The organism is Noviherbaspirillum autotrophicum, assembly GCF_000818395.1.
Classification (GTDB): Bacteria; Pseudomonadota; Gammaproteobacteria; order Burkholderiales; family Burkholderiaceae_D; genus Noviherbaspirillum; species Noviherbaspirillum autotrophicum.
This window is the reverse complement of the sequence record NZ_JWJG01000028.1, coordinates 2,265,054-2,279,031: the sequence shown is the minus strand read 5'-3', so window position 1 is coordinate 2,279,031 and position 13,978 is coordinate 2,265,054. Positions and strand designations below refer to the sequence as shown.

Sequence of the window (13,978 nt, the reverse complement as noted above, 5' to 3'; positions counted from 1 at the left end):
CCGTCCTTAGCGGAAGCGCTCGACGATCGTGCCGTTTGCCAGGCGCACGCGGTCACCGGCGGCCACCTGCGGCGCCGTTTCCTGGGCCAGGGTCTGGACGGTGCCGTCATCCATGCGCACCGTGATCCGGTACACCTGGTCGCTGCCGCGCGCATTCTTTTCCATCTGGTGGCCTGCCAGCGCTCCGCCGGCCGCGCCCGCCACCGTCGCCGCGGTCCTGCCGCTGCCGCTGCCGACCTGGTTGCCAAGCAGGCCGCCGACGGCCGCGCCGGCCACCGTGCCCAGGCCGATGCCGGCTTGCTGGCGCGGCACCACATCGATGGACTGCACCACGCCCATGCCGGACGCGTTGCTTGCCGTCGTGGTGGTCGTCACCGGCGGCGCGGAGGCGACGCCGGTGGAGCTATTCATGCCGGTGGTGCCGCAGGCGGATAAAGCCAGGGCGCAGACAGCGATGGCGCCGAATTTCGAATTCATAGTCCACATTGTTCATCTCCTTGTCTTCAAGACCATCAACATTCCGGCGTCTGCCTGTCGAGGAGCAAGGCCGCAAACGGGAACAAGTCCGGCATTGATCCGCAGAATGCAGGCAGCTGCCGTCTCCGAACTTTCGTTGATGCAGGTTGCATGCCAGGCATGCGGGATGCCAATTCATGCTAGCAGCATCCGAAAAATGCAAAGCCGGATGAGACGATTTCAAACATACAAATTGACGCAGTACTTTTTACAGCCATCTGTATTTATTACGCGCAATTTCCATGGCGGCAGGCGTCAGGGAAAGCCGCGTTGAGGCCTGCTCGCGGCCATTTTCCGGTACCCCAACGTGATCCGTAGATGCAGGAATGACAAGCTCTCGCGGAAGGAGTTTGCGGCAGCGCAAAGTGCCCTAACAATGGCCGCAAGCGGCTTGCCAGCCCACTTGCGGGACTAGGTACATGCTTTGCTTTATGTGCGGTGCAGCGCTTCGACAATGCCAATAATCCGGATAATCATGCGAAAAATTGCACTCATTAGCGAACATGCATCCCCCCTGGCGCTCATCGGTGGCACCGATAGCGGCGGACAGAACGTGTACGTGGCGCAACTGGCTAAGCAACTGGCGCGCCTCGGGTACGAAGTCGACATCTTTACCCGACGCGACAGCAGTACTCAGGAAGCCGTGGTCGACTGGGTTCCCAACGTGCGCGTCATCCATGTTCCTGCCGGGCCGGCGCACTTCATTCCCAAGGAAGCGATGCTGCCCTACATGGAGCAGTTTGGCCGCTTCGTGATTCGATTTGCGCGCCGGCAAAAGATCCCCTATGACCTGATGCATGCCAATTTCTTCATGTCCGGCATGGTCGCGCAGCAAGTCAAGCATATCCTCGGCATCCCGTTCGTGATGACCTTCCATGCGCTGGGGCGGGTGCGCCGCCTGAACCAGAAGGATGCCGACGCCTTCCCCGATATCCGCTTCGACATCGAGGAAAGGCTGATGCAGGATGCCGACAGCATCATCGCCGAATGCCCGCAGGACCAGCAGGACATGGAAACCCTGTACGGCGCGCCGAGCGAGCACATCGACGTCGTGCCCTGCGGCTTCGATCCCGACGAATTCTGGCCGGTCACGCTCGACGCGCGCCAGCAGCTCGGCATCGGCCGCGACGAATTCGTGGTGCTGCAGCTGGGCCGCATCGTGCCGCGCAAGGGCATCGACAACGTGATCCGCGCCGCCGCCATCCTGCAGCAGCACGAAGTGCCGGTGCGCCTGCTGGTCGTGGGCGGCAACTCCGAGCTGCCCGACCCGGCCGCCACGCCGGAGCTGGGGCGACTGATGCGGCTGGCGGACGAGCTCGGCATTGCCGACGCGGTGACCTTCACCGGCCAGCGCCAGCGCGGCTTGCTGCGCTACTACTACAGCGCGGCCAATGTGTTCGTCACCACGCCGTGGTACGAACCGTTCGGCATCACCCCGGTGGAAGCGATGGCCTGCGGCACGCCGGTCGTCGGCACGGCCGTCGGCGGCATCAAGACCACCGTGGTCGATGGCGAAACCGGCTACCTGGTGCCGCCCCACGACCCGCAGGCCTTGGCCGAGCGCCTGCTCTGGCTGCAGCGCCATCCGCATATCGCGCAGCGTCTGGGCTGGGCCGGCATGCGGCGCGCCTACCAGCAGTTCACCTGGCGCACCGTCGCCACCCGCATCGCCGACGTGTACGAACGCGTGGCGCAACCGTCGCCGGCCTACGCGACGGGCACCCGCAGCGTGGCAGCCGAAGTCGGCTTGCGCACCTAAGCCGCGTCAGAAAACCAGTTGCACCACCTTTGTCGGTATCACCCTTTTGGAGGCCCTCTTGAGCAACGTTAAAGTATCCAGCTACACCGTCAGTCCCGCCGAAGCAGCCGATCTGGCAGGAAAAGCCGTACTGGTCACCGGCGGCGCCAGCGGCCTGGGCGCGGCGCTGTGCCATATGCTGTCGTCCTGCGGCGCCGACGTGGTGGTCGGCGATCTCAACCTGGACAAGGCGCAGACCGTCGCCTCGCTGCTGGCACAGACGTCCGGAAAAACCCATGCGATCGGCTTCAACGTCGGCGATCCGGTCGCGGCCGAACGCGCGATCGACGAAACCATCGAGCGCTTCGGCAAGCTCGACGTACTGATCAATAATGCCGGCACGGATATCACCTGCCCGATCGAGGAACTCGACTACGCCGACTGGGACCGCGTCATCCGCACCAACCTGTACGGCCCGTTCCTGCTGTCGAAGTACGCCGCGCAGCACATGAAGAAGCAGCGCTCCGGCCAGATCGTCAACATCGCCTCCACCGCCGCCAAGCGCGCCTGGCCCAACGCGTCGGCCTACCACGCCAGCAAGTGGGGGCTGCTGGGCCTGTCGCACGCGCTGCATGCGGAACTGCGGCCGCACAACATCAAGGTCACCGCCGTCATCGCCGGCGGCATGCGCACGCCGTTCTTGCTGGACCGTTTCCCCGACATCGATGTGTCAACGCTGCAGGACCCGGCCAATGTCGCGCGTGCCGTGAAGTCGGTGCTGATGCTGCCGGAACAGACGGTGATCCCGGAAGTGATGGTGCTGCCGATGCAGGAGACGTCGTGGCCGTGATGGGGAAGAAAATGCGGCGGCGGGCATTGGCTGCCGCCACGCCCTCCTCCGCCCTCTTCCGCTTGCGGGAGAGCGCCCAACGCGGCCGCCGGGCCGCCCCCGGCAAGTCTGCCCGCAGACGAGTCAGCACCGCGTCAGCGCGAGCGAATGCCGGACAAGTGACGAATCGAGACCACCACCTATGCGCGCAATCTTCCTCGACAAAGACGGCACCCTTGTAGAAAACGTTCCCTACAACGTCGATCCCGGCCTGCTGCAGCTTACCTGGCACGCCGGCCCCGGCCTGCAGCTGTTCAAGCAGCTCGGCTACGCACTGTACGTTGTCACCAACCAGTCCGGCATCGCCCACGGCTTGTTCACCGAACCGGCGCTCGACCAGATCGAACACCGCCTGCAGGAGCTCCTGGCGCAGTACGGCGTCACGCTCGACGGCTTCTACTACTGCCCGCACGCCGTCGAGGGCAGCGTCAGCCGCTACGCGATCCCCTGCACCTGCCGCAAGCCGATGCCCGGCATGCTGTATCGCGCCGCCCACGAACACGGCGTCGACCTCGCGCAGTCCTGGATGATCGGCGACATCCTCAACGATGTCGAGGCCGGCCGCCGTGCCGGCTGCCGCACGGTCCTGATCGACAACGGCAACGAAACCGAGTGGCACATGTCGGCACAGCGCACCCCGCATTTTTCCGCGCCCGACCTGTACGCCGCCGCGAGCCTGATCGCCGAGCTGGAAGAGCCTCAGCTGTCCGTCGATGCCATCCCGCCCGACATCCTGCGCGCCGTACCCGGCAGCGGCGTGCTGAGCCCATGAGCGAACAGGCCTGGCAGCACGCCAGGAACATCCTGTGCATCCGACTCGACTACCTGGGCGACGTGCTGATGACGACGCCGGCGCTGCGTGCGCTCAAAGAGTCGCTGCCCGGCCGCCGCCTGACGCTGCTGACTTCGCGCAGCGGCGCAGAGGCGGCCCGCTTCATTCCGGAAGTCGATGCCGCCATCGAATACGATGCGCCTTGGCTCAAGAGCAGCAACCAGCGCGACGCGCGCGCCGACATGGCGATGATCCGCCTGCTGCGGCGGCACCGTTTCGACGCCGCCGTCATCTTCACCGTCTACAGCCAGAATCCGCTGCCGTCGGCGCTGCTATGCCACCTGGCGCGCATCCCGCTGCGGCTGGCGCACTGCCATGAAAATCCCTACCAGCTGCTGACCCACTGGGTGCGCGATCCGGAGCCGCAGGAGCGCGTGCGGCACGAAGTGCAGCGCCAGCTCGATCTCGTGGCCACGATCGGCGCGCGCACCGCCGACGAACGCCTGTCGTTTCGGGTGGCAGCGGCGGACGCGGAATGGGCCGCGTCCTGCCTGCGCTCGCTCGACATCGCGCCCGGCATGCCCTGGGTGGTGCTGCATCCGGGCGCGACTGCAGCGTCGCGCCGCTATCCGGCGCAGCACTGGAAAGCGGTGGCGCGCGACTTGTCCGCTCGCCTGGCATGCCCGCTGGTGCTGACCGGTAGTGCGCAGGAAGCGGCGCTGGCGCAAGAGATCGGGGCTGGCATTGCGCGCGCCTATTCGCTGGCCGGCCAGCTGAGCCTCGGGCAGTTGGGTGCGCTCATTGCGGCGGCGCCCCTCGTCATATCCAACAACACCGGCCCGGCCCATATCGCCGCTGCAGTCGGCACGCCGGTGGTCGACCTGTACGCGCTCACCAATCCGCAACACACCCCCTGGCAAGTACCGAGCCGGGTGCTGTTCGAGGACGTGCCATGCCGCTTCTGCTACAAGAGCGTGTGCCCGCAGGGCCACCATCGCTGCCTGGAAGGCGTGTCGCCGGCGCGCGTGGTCGGTGCGGCGCTTGAACTGCTGTAAGTTTTACACCTGATTGCAAAAACGCTTTCGACCTGACATGCCCACCGCGTTGCCGCTGGCCGCGCGCCTGATTTCCTCCCGCATCCGATCTTGGCACAGAGCTTGCGATAGGAAACGGACTGCCGGCCGATTCGTGCAGCCGGACAACCTGTGAGGAGAAAGCCATGCCACGTAGTTCGTCTTCCAAATCTTCTTCGAAGACCACCTCGTACCGCGGCCATGCCAAGACGGAACCACAAGATGCGCTCGACGTGCTTGCGGACGACCACAAGCGAGTGCTGCGCATGTTCGACGACTTCGAACAAATGAAAGAAGAAAACGATCCGGACGATGAATCCAGGCAACTGCTGGTTGAAAACACTTGCGCCGAGCTGACCATTCATGCGCAGGTGGAAGAAGAGCTGTTCTACCCCGCGCTGCGCGAAGCGATCGACGACCTGGACTTGCTGGACGAAGCCGAGGTCGAGCACGCATCGGCCAAGCAACTCATCACCGAGCTGGCGGCGATGCAGCCGGAAGACGACTTGTACGACGCGAAGTTTACGGTACTGGGGGAATACGTGAGACACCATATCCAGGAAGAAGAAAAGGAAATCTTCCCGAAAGCCAAAAAGGCCGGCCTTGATCTGGAAGGCATCGGCGACGAAATCCGTCAGCGCAAGCTGGAACTGCGCGAGGAGCTTGGCATTGCGCCGGCCGAGGCGGTGGAAGACGAAGACGACGAACCAGCCGCCAAGACCAAGGCGGGACGGCGCGTGCACTAGCGATAGCCGCGCGGACCGTCAGGATTAACGAAGACAAGGAAAGGCACCAAGTGATTTTGACCGACAAGGGAGCAAGCGCGAGCGAGATCAAGCCGACGCATGCGGTCGATATTTTCGCATTCGTCGAGGCGCAGGAAATCCCCTTCCACTATTTCGGAACGCCCTATTACCTCACCCCGCCGCCGGGCGGCGAAAAGGCTTATGCGGTATTGCGCGAGGCGCTGCGCAGTACGCGCAAGATCGGCATCGCCTATGTCGTGATCCAGATGCGCAGGCACTTGGCGGCGCTGGTCCCGCAGGGCAAGGCGCTCGTGCTCAACACGCTGCAGTACGCCAGCGAAACGCGCGATAGCGATAGGCATGGGCTGGCACCGCGCGAATTCGCCGAGGCCGACATCAGCGAAAGCGAACTGGCGGCTGCCACCCGGCTGGTCGACAGCATGACCCAGCAATGGGACGCGCTGCGCCCGGAGCCGGACATGCAAATCGAGCTGGCCATGCCCGCGGGCGCGGCCGAAGCGGTCGAACTGGAAGAGCTCCTCGATCTGGCGGAACAGGGCGCGTTGGGGCTGGAAGAGGACTTGATGGACAGGTTGTGGGGCAGGCCGCATCGCCGCAGGCCGCAGGCGGCGTCCCGGCGCGGCGGCGCGATGCCGGGACGGGCGCGGGGCAGGCTGCTGAACTAGCGCCTCCCATGGATGCATTGCGGGTTGCCGTGGGGGCGGCCCGCGCAAGAGCAAAACGGATCAGTTGTCTCCTGGTGGTGTGTTTGTTCGGGTTGCAGGGCAGCGCAAGTTGCCCTGCTTTTTTTTGTGCTGGGGCCTAGTCGGGCACGTCGACACCGCGCCGGCGCGACATGCGTGCCAGCCAGTCGCTGCGCGCCGTGGCCCGCAGCGCCGCCAGCAGCAGCGTGCGATGCTCGATCGGGCTCAGTCCGGATGGCACGTCCGACATGCGCGGCGCCTTGCCGAACAGGGTGAGCTGGAGCACGTAGGCAGCCAGGTACGATCCAGCCAGGGTCGGATGGCTGTTATCGTTTTCGTAAAGCTGCAGGCGCGGGTCCAGCTCGCGGGCGATGGCCCACGCCGGCCCCACCGGCGCCACGCGCGCGGCAAGCTCGCCGCCGATACCGTAATAGACGCGGTTGAGCTCGGCCTGCGTCTCGGGCGAAGTGGCGCGTGCCCAGGTCAGGTACAGCACGGTACGCGCGCCGGCCTGGCGAATCTGCTCGTCGAACAAGCGCATATATTGCCGCACGGCCGCCGCATCGGTGAGCGGCAGGGTGCTGAAATCCTGCAGCACCACGTAATCCCATTTTTTCTGCATCAGGGCCGCGCGCGCGGCGCCCTGCTCCCAATGCCATTTCAGGCTGACGCCGCCGGCGGTGACCGCTTCGGTTTCCACCGGCCGCGCCGCGCCGCTGGCCAGCGCCAGCTCGCGCACCAGTTTCGGCAGGTCGTTGGTGTAGGTATAGCTGTTGCCGATGAAAAGAATGCGCAGCGCCGCGGCCGCACGGGCGGGACGGGCCGCCTGGGCGCCCGAGGCGCACAGCAGCGCAACCAGCGCTGTAACCACCAGCGCGGCCAGGCGGCGCAACATGGCGGGGGTCATGTTATTGCGCGGCCGTCGGGAACACCGGCAAGGAGCCCATCGCGCGCGCATCGTGCGCCGGCAACATGCGGATCTGCGGGAAGCGCCGATGGATGGCAGCGACGCGGGCGATATTTTCACGCACTGCCGACGCATCGACGTCGGCCAGCGCACGCGATATCCACGGCCGCTCGGCGGGCAAGTCGATGCCCTCGGCCTGCCATACCAGGTCGCCCAGCAGCGCATAGCGCGCGCCCGACGGTAGCGTGATGAATGCGATCATCGATCCCGGCGTGTGACCTGCGGCCGGCACCAGCACGACCGAGCCGTCGCCCCAGACATCGAGGCTTTGCGCAAAGCCGAGATAGGGCCGGTCGGTGAACCGGTACAGCTTGAATTCCAGCCGGTCCAGGCTGCGCGCCACCGACGTCATGTCGCCGCCGCCGGCGATGAAGTCGCGCTCGGCGGCGTTGACCCAGACCGGCACGCCCGGCAGGCTGTCGAGCCCGCTGACGTGATCCCAGTGGGCATGCGTGAGTACCACGCCGGCCAACCGGCCGGTGTCAAAGCCATGCGCGGCCAACTGGTCGGCCGCAGGCGTGCCCTTGCTGAAGTTCGCGGTGGCCCGCATTAGCGCGGGCTGCAGCGCCAGGTGCTGCTCCAGGTGGCGGCCGAACCCGGTATCGAACAGCAGGTCGCCGCGCGGGTGGCGCACCAGGACAGCGGTCATCGCGAATTCGCGCTCGTCGCCAAAGCGCCCGCCGCGATAAGCGAATGCCGCGCGCGAGGTCATCGAACCGGTCGGCAGGGCCGACAGCGACATGCCTTGCGGCGGCGTTGCCGGCGGCAATTCCACGGTCTGCAGCGCAGCCGGCTGCAGCGTGGCGGCACTGAAGGTCCAGGCAAGCGCGACGGCGCCAGCCAGAACTCCAAACAGCAGAAAAACAAGAAAAGGCTTGGCGCGGTGTGGTTTCATGGAAAGTTTTTGCAGGCAAGGCCGGGACTTCGGCTCGTCGCCATGTTCTCCATTTCCGCTCGCACTCTTATTGATTTCGATTAATTTCCGTTCGAGAAAGTCGCGTTAGTGCTGTTAGTGCTACTTCTTGATCACGCTGACCTGACCGTCTGATTCGATGAAGGCTTCCTTGACCTGATCCAGAGAATCCACCCCGGCCTCCCGCAGCTTGCTCCAGAGTTCCTCTTCGGTAATGAATTCCTTGCGCATATTGCGCTTGAGCATTTGTCCGTTGATGACGAGGCGCAGAGGCGCCGGCTCGGCAAAGCGGCGCACCGCAGGGAAATAGAAGCTCATCCAGTCGAGCAGCATGTTCCAGCCGATCAGCGTCAGCACCAGCACCATGCCGTCGCCGACGGAGGTGTATTCGCCGGCCATCGCATTCTGCGCGGCGTCGGCGACGATGATCAGCACCAGGATGTCGGCCACGCCGACCGAACCGACATCGCGCCGGATCAGGAACCTGAACACGGCGAACAGAAACCAGTACATGGCGCTCCCCCTGACCACGATTTCGAGGAACGGAATGCTGAGTTTGAATACCCGGCCCCACTCGATGGCCGAAACGAATGCATCCATCTGCCGCTTCCATCCGGTTAAAAAAATGGCGCCCCAGGGGGCGCCATCTCCAAATGCCGAGCCATTGGCTTGGTCAGCTCGTCATTTCCCAGTACGGACGCTGGTTGTAGTAGGAGTGAATCTGCTCGCCCCAGGTGCGGTCGGCCATGGCCGGCCAGTGGTCCTTGTCGAAACCAGGCGCATTCTTTAACTGCTCCTTGTCGATATTGAGCACGAAGCAGTGCCGGTTGGCGTCCAGGGTCAGCGCGCTCCAGGGGATGGCGAACAGCTTGTCGCCGATGCCCATGACGCCGCCGAACGACAGCACGGCATAGGCAATGCGCCCGCTCGGCACGTCCAGCATGATGTCCTTGATTTCGCCAAGGTTGTCACCCTGGGCGTTGACCACGTCGTCGCCCTGCAGCGTATCGGCCGCCATGATGTCCGGGCCTGGCCCGGAAGTGTTGGCATCACCGCCGACAATGCGCGCGCCGGCGCCGGTGGAAGTCGAGGTGGAAGGATTGGAAGGATAGTTAGCCATACGTGTTTCCTTTCGAGTGTGCGGATGCGCGGCCTGCCTGTTATGTTTTCCGTACCGATTCAGGCTGAACGCATCGTACCGGCTCCCTGCATGTAAAACGGTTTCAGCGGCTGCCCGGCGCCGCGGCCGGGCCCTCAGGCAGGCGATTGGCATCGGCGCTGCCAGGGCCCAGGCGGCGGCTCCAGTAGCGCTCCACATCCGCGCTCCAGCGTTCGTCGGACAGGTCGGGCCAGTTGCCGCGATCAAAGCTCGGCGCCAGGCTGATCGTCTCGCGGTCCGCCTGCAGCACGTAGTAGCGGGCGTCATCGCTGGGACGCAATATCTGCCATGGGATCGCGTGGTATTTCGATCCGACACCGAGCACGCCGCCGAAGTTCACGATTGCAAACGCGACCGCACCGCGCCGGCTATCGAGCAAGAGATCCTTGATCTCGCCGATCTTGCGGTCGTGCATGTCGCGCACGGCTGTACCGATGATCTTGCTGCTGCGGTACATATGCTTGTTTTGCTGCGCCGTCGATGCCGACGGCGCAGTGACCGTCCCGGCCTCCGGCGCGGCCGCATACAGATTGCTTGTCGCAAGCGCCACCACAAGTGCCGCAATACCCAATGCTTTCATCTCTGCCCCGCTCGCCGCCATACGCGACATCTGCAGCAAATCCCATACCAGTAAGCACTGGCAGCCACCTCTACGCTCACTCGACAAGTGCGCTTTTCAGCGGCTCAACCCATTTGACCGCGTCTGCTGCCTTCTTGCCTGCGATAAACGCATGTTCGGCGTTGCAGTCATCCCACTCGGCATGGCAGCCGGCGACGACGATGTCGTGCAGGTCGAGCCAAGACTTGATGGTTTGCACGTTGCTCTCTTGCGCCTGGTCGTACACCATGCCGGCATAGGGTATGTCGACTTCGCTGGCGGCAATGATGCGGTCATCCTCCCGCAACAGGCCGACGCGGATGCAGTCGCGCACGCAAAGGTCGATCAGCGCCTGCCCGGCCGACGGCAGTGGCTTCCACGGCGCATAGCTGATTTCGCAGGTCAGGGCGAAGCCGCCGGGTGGATTGCAATCCGGGCTGGCATTGCCCTGCGCAAAGATGCTATCAAAGATCGTATCTTCCGGATAATAGATCCAATGTTTTTCAGTAATCCGTTCGCGCGCCACACCCAAATTGACGCAACGCAACGACTCATGGCGCAGGCCGGCAGCCGCCTCCCGGACTTCGTCCGGCGCCTCGTCGCCAATGATGCGCACCAGTTCCGGCAGCGGCAAGGTGCTGATCAAGTGTTGATATTGATAGTGCCTGCCATCTGCCAGCGCAATGGTGCGCTGGCGCGGAGAAAGCTGCACTACGTCGGCATTGAGTTCGACGGTTCCCTTGATATGCGGCACAAAGCCCGACATCAATGCCTGGCACCCGCCGCGCAATGGATAGCCGAAGCGCCCCGCAATCGCTTTCATGACATTTTCCTTGACCACTTCCGGCGCCAAGTCGTACAAGCCACCCCGGAACGGATAGCGGGTGTAGCCGTTCTTGCTGTATACCCAGGCCTCACGGTCCTGCCAGTGCAGGTTAGAGCCAAGCAGCGTGCGGTACAGCTCAAGCACGTACGGCTCATCGGAAAACAGGATATGCCCGCCGTGATCGAAGGTGAAGCCGCTGTCCTTGATGGAGCGGCAGCTGCCGCCGACCATCGACTGCTTCTCGAACAGTACCGCTTCGTGCCCCAGATGATAGGCGGCCGACAGGCCAGCCGGCCCGGCGCCGATGATGGCGGTGGCCACGTATCTGGCAGCCTCGCCGCGCTGCAGGCGATTGATGTTGGGCACTTCATCCGGGGCGAGGCTCGCTGCTGCCTCATGTTCCGGACAGCGCCGCGGCGTGCTGTCGAGCAGCGCGCGCACCTTGTCTGCCCGGGCATCCCATGACATCGATGCCAGCAGCGCGCGCATTTTTTCGATCCGCGCCGCATGCGCCTGCGGCGGCGCCAGCAGCACTTCCTCGCAGGCGGCCACGAAGGCGTGCGCATCATCGGCGATCGCCACGACGTCGCCATACGCCCGCGCCACCTCGGGCAGCGGAGTGCTGACGACCGGCAACTCAGCTGCCATGTATTCGAGCAGCTTGAGCGGGCAGCTCGATCGCGTGGCTTCATTGAGCGCGAACGGCAGCAGGCAGACATCCCACCCTGCGAGGAACAACGGTAGCGCCTGATACGGCTGCAGGCCGAGGTAATGCACGTTGGCACGCTGCGGCAGGGCTTGCGGATCGATACCCCGCACCGGGCCGACCAGCACGATTTGCCAGCGCGGATGGGCATCGGCCAGCTGGCCGAGCAACGCGATATCGATGCGTTCGTCGAGCACCCCGTAGTAGCCCAGGCGCGGGCCGGGAATTTCGCGGTGCGCGGGATGCGAATTGGTCCGGTCGAGCGCCGCTTCGAAATGCGCCGCATCGACGCTGTCGGGCAGGTAGCGCACATTCGAATGCCGCCGATTGCGCGAGCGGTACAGGCTGCGCCCGCCGGCCAGCACGAGGTCGGCCGCCTTCAGCAAGCCATTCTCGCGCTGCTGCCACTGCTTGGGCGTATTCCGGCTGGACTCTTCCATGCAGTCGTACACCACCAGCCCGGGCTGCAGTTCCTGCAGAAGCGGCAGTGCCATCGGCGTGTAGAACCACGCGACGTGCTCGTCGAAGTCGCGCACCAGCTGGCGCAGCAGGGCCCGCAGGTACGGCAACTGGTCGTCGTGAAAGCCTGCCTGGTCAACCGGCGTCTGCGGCTGGCATACCAGCACGCCGGGCAGCGGCGAATAGGTGTTGAGGGATGCCGCGCCGTCACGGTACTGCGGCTCTTCGATAAATACCACTGGCTGCTGGGATGCCAGGCGCGACATGAGTTGTTGCGGCCGGCAAAAAACGAAATCCCAGCGCAGGTGAGAAAAAACGATGATTGCAGATGCCATGCATTCTCCTCGTGTCTGATGGCGAAGCCGCCGCAAACATCTCTATCAAGAAACTTTCGGATGACAGGCCTTGTGCATCAATAAGCGTTAATTCTGAGGCCATCGCGCATCGCAGGAACGACAGGATGCGATGGATTTGCACAAGGTCAATGCAGTAAGGGAGGCATAGGCAAGACTTATGCCGAAACGAGCCATCGCCGACATTTCTCTATTTTCTACGGCTGCAGGGAGGACGCTGCAATACACCGGAATTCCAATTCCGTAATTTTTACAGCGGACCGTAAAAGCTACAACGCGCAGTAACACCGGGCGGCAATATTTTCCACGCGCTTGTCCAGGATGCAATGCAGGCAGGAAGCAGATGGATGGCCGGTTCGACGTCTCGGGCATGCGCTCGGTATGCTTCCTGCTTAACAAGCCCGGAGCGGCAGCCGCCCCTCTTGCGGGCACGCCGCACCGCTCCCGCCTTCAACGCTGGCCCATCCTGCATGCGCCGCGACGAATTGGTAAAAAACGCAACAGCCATGTAATCGTTACTACGCAAACCTGATCGAAGAGAGACGACATATGACCAAGATTCGCAAAGCAGTATTCCCCGTTGCCGGATTAGGAACACGTTTTCTCCCCGTCACCAAGGCGTCGCCCAAAGAAATGCTGCCGATCGTCGACAAGCCTCTTATTCAATATGCGGTGGAAGAAGCCGCCGCAGCAGGCATTACGGAAATGATCTTCGTCACGGGACGCAACAAGCGCAGCATCGAGGACCATTTCGACAAGGCATATGAACTGGAATCCGAACTCGCTTCGCACGGCAAGCTGAAACTGCTCGAGGAAGTCCAGAGCCTGCTGCCGGATAATCTGCATTACTCCTACGTGCGCCAAAGCGAGATGCTCGGCCTCGGCCACGCCGTACTTTGCGCCAAGCCGCTGGTGGGCGACGAGCCGTTCGCCGTGGTGCTGGCCGACGACCTGATCGACGCCGAGGTGCCGGTGTTGCGCCAGATGATTGACCTGTACGACCAGCATGCGAACTCGGTGATCGGCGTGCAGAACGTTCCGCTGGAACAGACCAGCCAGTACGGCATCGTGCGCCCGCAATCGATGGGGGTACGCATCCATCGCATTGCCGACATGGTGGAAAAGCCGCAGCCCGAGCATGCGCCGTCCACCCTCGGCGTGGTCGGACGCTACATCTTCACGCCGGAAATCTTCGATTATCTGGAACGCGTAACACCGGGCAGCGGCGGGGAAATCCAGCTCACCGATGCGGTCGCCGCCATGCTCAACAAGCACCCGGTACTGGCCTACGAATTCAGGGGCCGCCGCTACGATTGCGGCTCCAAACTCGGGTATCTGGAAGCGACGGTGGACTTTGCGCTCAAGCATCCCGCCATCGGCGAAAGCTTCAGCAACTTTGTCATGCAGGTCCAGGCTGAGCTGAGCCAGCAAAAGGTCGGCACCCGAAGCGCCTGATTCAGAAACGGAGGAAGGAGCAGTTTTCACCATGGCGGTTCCTGGCAATCAGATTTCATCTATTCGCAACACCGGCATTTTCACAACACACCATGACGTCACGC

Annotated in this window: 14 protein-coding genes; 7 read left to right on the top strand and 7 right to left on the bottom strand. The window is 63.7% G+C overall.

All coding sequences use genetic code 11. From position 1 onward, the window contains the following. Window positions 1–6 precede the first annotated feature (6 nt). The gene (locus TSA66_RS11815) at window positions 7–486 is read right to left on the bottom strand and encodes an outer membrane lipoprotein (RefSeq protein ID WP_084199518.1); all 480 of its coding nucleotides are present in this window, start codon (window positions 484–486) and stop codon (window positions 7–9) included. A gap of 505 nt (window positions 487–991) precedes the next feature. On the opposite strand from TSA66_RS11815, the gene TSA66_RS11810 reads away from it, so the two are divergent. The 6 genes from TSA66_RS11810 (at window position 992) to TSA66_RS27315 (ending at window position 6,420) form a co-directional block, all read left to right on the top strand. Then, window positions 992–2,275, top strand: coding sequence for a glycosyltransferase family 4 protein (locus TSA66_RS11810; protein WP_040040177.1), 1,284 nt, complete (start codon window positions 992–994; stop codon window positions 2,273–2,275). A 58-nt stretch (window positions 2,276–2,333) separates the two neighbouring features. Then, window positions 2,334–3,104: an SDR family oxidoreductase gene (locus tag TSA66_RS11805; protein WP_052452261.1), complete on the top strand. Its 771-nt coding sequence runs from the start codon at window positions 2,334–2,336 to the stop codon at window positions 3,102–3,104. A gap of 181 nt (window positions 3,105–3,285) precedes the next feature. After that, a complete protein-coding gene (locus TSA66_RS11800; protein WP_052452260.1) occupies window positions 3,286–3,915 on the top strand; it encodes a D-glycero-alpha-D-manno-heptose-1,7-bisphosphate 7-phosphatase in 630 nt (209 codons plus the stop codon). Further along, window positions 3,912–4,970 (top strand): lipopolysaccharide heptosyltransferase II, encoded by a 1,059-nt coding sequence (gene waaF / locus TSA66_RS11795; protein WP_040040176.1) that lies wholly within the window; start codon window positions 3,912–3,914, stop codon window positions 4,968–4,970. The genes TSA66_RS11800 and waaF overlap by 4 nt, the downstream gene beginning before the upstream one ends. Before the next feature lie 164 nt (window positions 4,971–5,134). Then, window positions 5,135–5,734, top strand: a complete 600-nt coding sequence (locus TSA66_RS11790; RefSeq protein ID WP_084199516.1) for a hemerythrin domain-containing protein — start codon at window positions 5,135–5,137, stop codon at window positions 5,732–5,734. A 50-nt stretch (window positions 5,735–5,784) separates the two neighbouring features. Continuing rightward, window positions 5,785–6,420 (top strand): Ku protein, encoded by a 636-nt coding sequence (locus tag TSA66_RS27315; protein WP_052452259.1) that lies wholly within the window; start codon window positions 5,785–5,787, stop codon window positions 6,418–6,420. A 136-nt stretch (window positions 6,421–6,556) separates the two neighbouring features. Here the strand turns inward: TSA66_RS27315 and TSA66_RS11780 are convergent, their stop codons facing one another. The 6 genes from TSA66_RS11780 to TSA66_RS11755 all read right to left on the bottom strand — a co-directional run bounded on the left by TSA66_RS11780 (window position 6,557) and on the right by TSA66_RS11755 (window position 12,401). After that, the gene (locus TSA66_RS11780) at window positions 6,557–7,345 is read right to left on the bottom strand and encodes an SGNH/GDSL hydrolase family protein (protein ID WP_052452258.1); all 789 of its coding nucleotides are present in this window, start codon (window positions 7,343–7,345) and stop codon (window positions 6,557–6,559) included. Window position 7,346: 1 nt separating this feature from the next. Continuing rightward, on the bottom strand, window positions 7,347–8,300 hold the full coding sequence (locus TSA66_RS11775; RefSeq protein ID WP_052452257.1) for an MBL fold metallo-hydrolase: 954 nt from the start codon (window positions 8,298–8,300) through the stop codon (window positions 7,347–7,349). 120 nt (window positions 8,301–8,420) lie between these two features. Next, complete coding sequence (locus tag TSA66_RS11770; RefSeq protein WP_040040175.1) at window positions 8,421–8,918, bottom strand: DUF421 domain-containing protein; 498 nt, start codon at window positions 8,916–8,918, stop codon at window positions 8,421–8,423. Window positions 8,919–8,991: 73 nt separating this feature from the next. Next, on the bottom strand, window positions 8,992–9,438 hold the full coding sequence (locus TSA66_RS11765; RefSeq protein ID WP_040040174.1) for a PRC-barrel domain-containing protein: 447 nt from the start codon (window positions 9,436–9,438) through the stop codon (window positions 8,992–8,994). A gap of 103 nt (window positions 9,439–9,541) precedes the next feature. Beyond that, window positions 9,542–10,057: a PRC-barrel domain-containing protein gene (locus tag TSA66_RS25525; RefSeq protein ID WP_157691663.1), complete on the bottom strand. Its 516-nt coding sequence runs from the start codon at window positions 10,055–10,057 to the stop codon at window positions 9,542–9,544. Between the two features lie 76 nt (window positions 10,058–10,133). Then, complete coding sequence (locus tag TSA66_RS11755) at window positions 10,134–12,401, bottom strand: FAD-dependent oxidoreductase (RefSeq protein ID WP_040040173.1); 2,268 nt, start codon at window positions 12,399–12,401, stop codon at window positions 10,134–10,136. A 567-nt stretch (window positions 12,402–12,968) separates the two neighbouring features. On the opposite strand from TSA66_RS11755, the gene galU reads away from it, so the two are divergent. Beyond that, window positions 12,969–13,874: a UTP--glucose-1-phosphate uridylyltransferase GalU gene (gene galU / locus TSA66_RS11750; RefSeq protein ID WP_040040172.1), complete on the top strand. Its 906-nt coding sequence runs from the start codon at window positions 12,969–12,971 to the stop codon at window positions 13,872–13,874. Window positions 13,875–13,978: the final 104 nt, after the last annotated feature.